This window comes from Phocaeicola faecicola, assembly GCF_013618865.1.
Classification (GTDB): Bacteria; Bacteroidota; Bacteroidia; order Bacteroidales; family Bacteroidaceae; genus Phocaeicola; species Phocaeicola faecicola.
Genome location: NZ_JABSOE010000121.1, coordinates 1 through 4,321, shown reverse-complemented (window position 1 = coordinate 4,321; position 4,321 = coordinate 1). Strand labels below are relative to the sequence as shown.

Annotated in this window: 4 protein-coding genes; all 4 read right to left on the bottom strand. The window is 34.0% G+C overall.

Annotated features, from left to right (window positions below; translation table 11 throughout):
- Window positions 1-109: 109 nt before the first annotated feature.
- Complete coding sequence (locus H3001_RS18710) at window positions 110-2,014, bottom strand: hypothetical protein (RefSeq protein ID WP_246368709.1); 1,905 nt, start codon at window positions 2,012-2,014, stop codon at window positions 110-112.
- A 23-nt stretch (window positions 2,015-2,037) separates the two neighbouring features.
- Window positions 2,038-2,961 carry a hypothetical protein gene (locus H3001_RS18705; RefSeq protein WP_246368707.1) on the bottom strand — a complete coding sequence of 308 codons (924 nt, stop codon included), beginning with the start codon at window positions 2,959-2,961 and terminating at the stop codon, window positions 2,038-2,040.
- 309 nt (window positions 2,962-3,270) lie between these two features.
- Entirely contained in the window at window positions 3,271-3,522 is a 252-nt protein-coding gene (locus tag H3001_RS18700; protein WP_181215751.1) for a hypothetical protein, read from the bottom strand.
- An 86-nt stretch (window positions 3,523-3,608) separates the two neighbouring features.
- On the bottom strand, window positions 3,609-4,321 hold a 713-nt coding region (locus H3001_RS19740), incomplete at its 5' end, for an RHS repeat-associated core domain-containing protein (protein WP_219915897.1).

Genomic DNA, 4,321 nt, shown 5'->3' with positions numbered 1-4,321 from the left:
GAACGATTCAGATGCCATAAATTCGGTTTCGAAGATATGGTGATTCTTATTGCTTGTGGATTACACAACTTCAGAATCAGCCACAAAATGAGTCATATAACAAATTAATCTATATAATGTCTAATAATCTATTGTCTGGGGATTTGAACTGAAACTCGTTTTCCTGCTGTAAATTCTGAGGGTAGGCATTGTACCAGTTAAAATGAAATCCGATGATTACCTGTTCCTCGGTCAACTTTAAAGCCTGAAAGGCCTTGTCAAGATTTTCTGGGAAAACCCTGTATTCTCTTTTAGATAGATATTGGAAACTTCGGAGCCAACAGTTTCTGAAAGAGTGTAAGGTCGCGGCACTGAAAGATTCCTTGAAGTTGACATATCCTATTGTCTTGTCTATACAGAATGCTTCTGCTGGCATTAACTCCCGTATTCTTCCAATACAATCAAACTTGTTGTAGCTGATGTCCTCATCAGTGGTTATGTCAGATACTTTTGTAATCCACTCCATTTCCTGGTCAATACTATTTGATGCTATCTGATAAAAATCATGAATTTCGTCTTCAGACAACTGTTGAGTAATTTTTTGATGTTGGATTGCGGAAGTGAGTGAATGCGCAAGTATTTCCAGTACTGTCTTCAATTTATTTTTAATCCTATAAATCTGTGACTGATCCAATGGTAGTATTGTTTTGACTTCTTCCAGTGAAATGGAGTTCTGTTCAATCTGTTTTAGAATAATTGGAACATTATCCAGCCATTCATGCTTCTTTGACAAAGATTCTGGAAGAGCTGGCAGTGCATAAAAATCTTCGTAAGTATAAGAACGGTTAAGGGTTGACAAACGTAACATTAGGATATACAGATATTTCTGTATCCAACCGTTAATTATGCTGTTGTTGCGTACGCCAGCCTGAAGGCCAAAGAAAGGATATTTCTGCTCATACTTGTACATTGAATCGGGACTTGATGAAAGTAAATCCATATAAAGTGGAATGATTTCAGCTAGTGAACCTGGAATCAGTACATAGTGAGGGGGCTGGCTATTTGTGAAATACAGAAGCTGATTCAGAAGTTCGTGTTCTTTCCTAAATAATAAAAGTCCTCCTAATGCGATATGAAATTCCTTAAATTCATTCCGTTCTTTTTGTCTTAATTCTACCATTTTACTGTCAGCAACAACTTGTCCAGACGTGGTATAGGAAACGTTTATACGTTCTTCAAGTTGGATAGATGGAAGATGGAGAAACAGGTGTGAATGGGCAGCATTCCAATATTTGAGAATCCATTCACTACGTTTGTAGAATAATTGCTGGTTCAAGCAAGTCCAGATTGTGCGGTAGGTATTCTGATGCATTATTGTAAACTGAAAATCATCCAGCATTGCATTAACAATGTCATTACCGTTTTTTATGGAAACCGCTTCCTTTTGTTGCATACATAGTTGCTCATTTACGGAGACAATACCTTCGTATAACTCTGGCGGATACTCCATTACAGTCCATTGTTTACCTGCACGTAAAGATACAATCCAGTCATACAATTCCTGATAACAATTGCGTAATACATCTACGTTATTTTGTTTAAGCATGGCAATAAAAAACTCGAACCATGCTTTTCTGGTCTCTTGTGGGATATTGTTTCTTTTTATAAGATGCTTTTGTAACCTTTCAGGCACGTTATAGATATAGATAAGCGTGAAAATCATAAATATGCTGATTGTCAATAGTACACAGAATATTGTAGCTAAAATAATGGCAGAATAGTCTATGTATTTTGTAAAAAGCCCGAAATTATAATCGTTAGGCGGAGCTACCAGCTGATAGAACAGTAAAAGTATGGTAATAATCAACAGTCCAATAAAGCACTTTGTGCTTTTTTCATTCATGAAAATCTGTATTAGGCGAGTAGATTTATACTTATCGTCTATTCTTTGGATGACGCTAATTAATAAAGGAACGGCAATACCCAGAATGGCAGCTGTTATAGGTATAATAATGTCTTTAGAAAAAATATCCATAATGTAAAGTTTTTTAGTTATTTTTAAGGTGCTGGAGGAAACTTGATAAATCCTCTTTTTGTAATGGTACAGGATGAAGCTTCATCCTGTATTTTTTTAGAGATTCGAGTATAATTTGTTTCAGTTCGTGTTTTTAAATCTACCATTTCTTTCCAATCAAAGGTATGCTCTATATTAAAAACATTCTGTTCATTGGCTGAAGTAAATCGCATGGATGATTTTACATGTATATTACCCTCTTGAGACCGGACATTCCAGTTAAATCTGGGATGATATTGTAATTTTGCAGCGAGGCATAATCTTTCGACTGTTGCCTGAATTATACCTTTAGTCGTGTTTAAATCTTTCAGACTATGGGAGTAATACCATTTGAATTCGTCATAAATTTTGTAGTCTAAAGGATTTTCAAATGGCTGGAATAACTTGTAAATTTCTGCACAAAAAGATGAATCATAATCATGTAAGGATGCTGGAACTTCCTGATCCATTAAGACACGACAACCTTTGGCTCCTGTCTGTTCCAACTTTACAGCCTTGCTCACGGCATTGCCCAGCAGCATTTGTCCTAAATTGTTGTTATTGTCCTCAATAATATCTCCATAGGCAATTCCACCCCGACATAAAATTCCATTCTGTAAACAATCCCACATGATAGTATGACATGATAGTATGACATCTTTCATGTTTTCAGACCAGACGAAAGCACAATCGGACAACTGGGTGAAATTCACTTTAGGGTACTTATTCTGGCAGTTTGTCAGGATTTCACGAAATAGTATCAATATATTAGCCGCAAATTCCTGATTCCCTGAAGTCTGAAAATGTTTAGAGACCTGCCAAATGTTAAAATCGTCTTCTGTAAGCTGGATTTTATCTTGGGTTAAAGCTGTAAATCCCAGTATATCTACATAGAAGACAAAACCTTTTAGATTTTTCAAGCTCATCATAATGCATCGTTTATAATCTATCAAAATCTTTTTATACAAAGATAGATTTTCAAATTTAAATATAAAAAATTCCTCAGAAGTTAGTAAATTGCTTCCATATTTTGAGCTATACGAATAAAATAGTTATAAATGTAACATATCTGTTTGCTATTTGTTTAACGGATATGTTGTACTGCAAACTAAAAATAGTATAGCTCGTTTGTTAGTGGGATATCCTATTTATAGCAGTATACTCTGTCTTCAATTATATAATCTGCCTAAATGAACTTATACATCTTGCATATGAAGAATCGATGATTTCTTCTATTGTTATTCAACAATCATTTTCATATTTCTTTTTTCTAATTCTTTTTGTATAAAACATAAAATATCATTTATTAATTTATTATCTATATTATCTTTACTTTTTAAATTTTTCCATTTAATACTATTTTTGTATATAACATATTCGGATAGCTCTGTGATAGGTCTTATCATCATTGCTTCTCCTTGGATAATCATGCTTTTATTATTATCTAATAATAATTCAATTTTACTACGTGAAATATTTATCAATTTCATATTTTTATACTATAATTTATGTGGAATAAAAAGTTATTGTATTGGTTATCAGTATACTAAAACCTTATTCGATATAGTATCTATTATTAATGATTTCCGTCTTTTATAAAACCTTTACTTTCACCAGAATTTGGATCTATAATTTCGATTGAGGTAACTTTTTTACTTGTCATTAGTCTTTTACGTTCTACATTCTCCCAAATATTTCCTGTTCTCAAATCATTGCCGATAACGGCTCTTACTTTTCCTGATGCACCATTTGCATATGCTTCTGACATGGCTTCCCATTCTCTAATACTTGCAGGATTGCTTGGGTCCCATTCAGGCATAACAATATTTTCTTTTTCTATTAACATTTCTAAAGTTGTCCCATTATTTCTCTTTGCAATATTTGCTGCTACATCTGCTCCTCCTACACCATTTGTTCTTCCAGACCAAAAATGAGCTGTGTTTGGTGAAGTTTTCATCAAATCGGTAGGTCTTTTTATGAATTGCCCAGTTTCACTATCATGCCATCTATTACTATTAGAATTCCATATAGGATATAAACCAAATAAGTCTATCCAACTATTGGAATCACCTACATAAGCATACAACCTACAGCAACCAACAAGTCTGATTGGATCTTGATTGATGTATTGTCCTATATCATTTGAATAGTACCTAAATCTGTTATAGTATAGTCCTGTTTCTTCATCCGCATATTGTCCCTGAAACCTGAACGGACAGTCAAACTCCGTTCCCTTGTCAACGGCAAGCACTTTTCCGTAAATATCCAGTGTGCAGTCCCAAGTCTTGT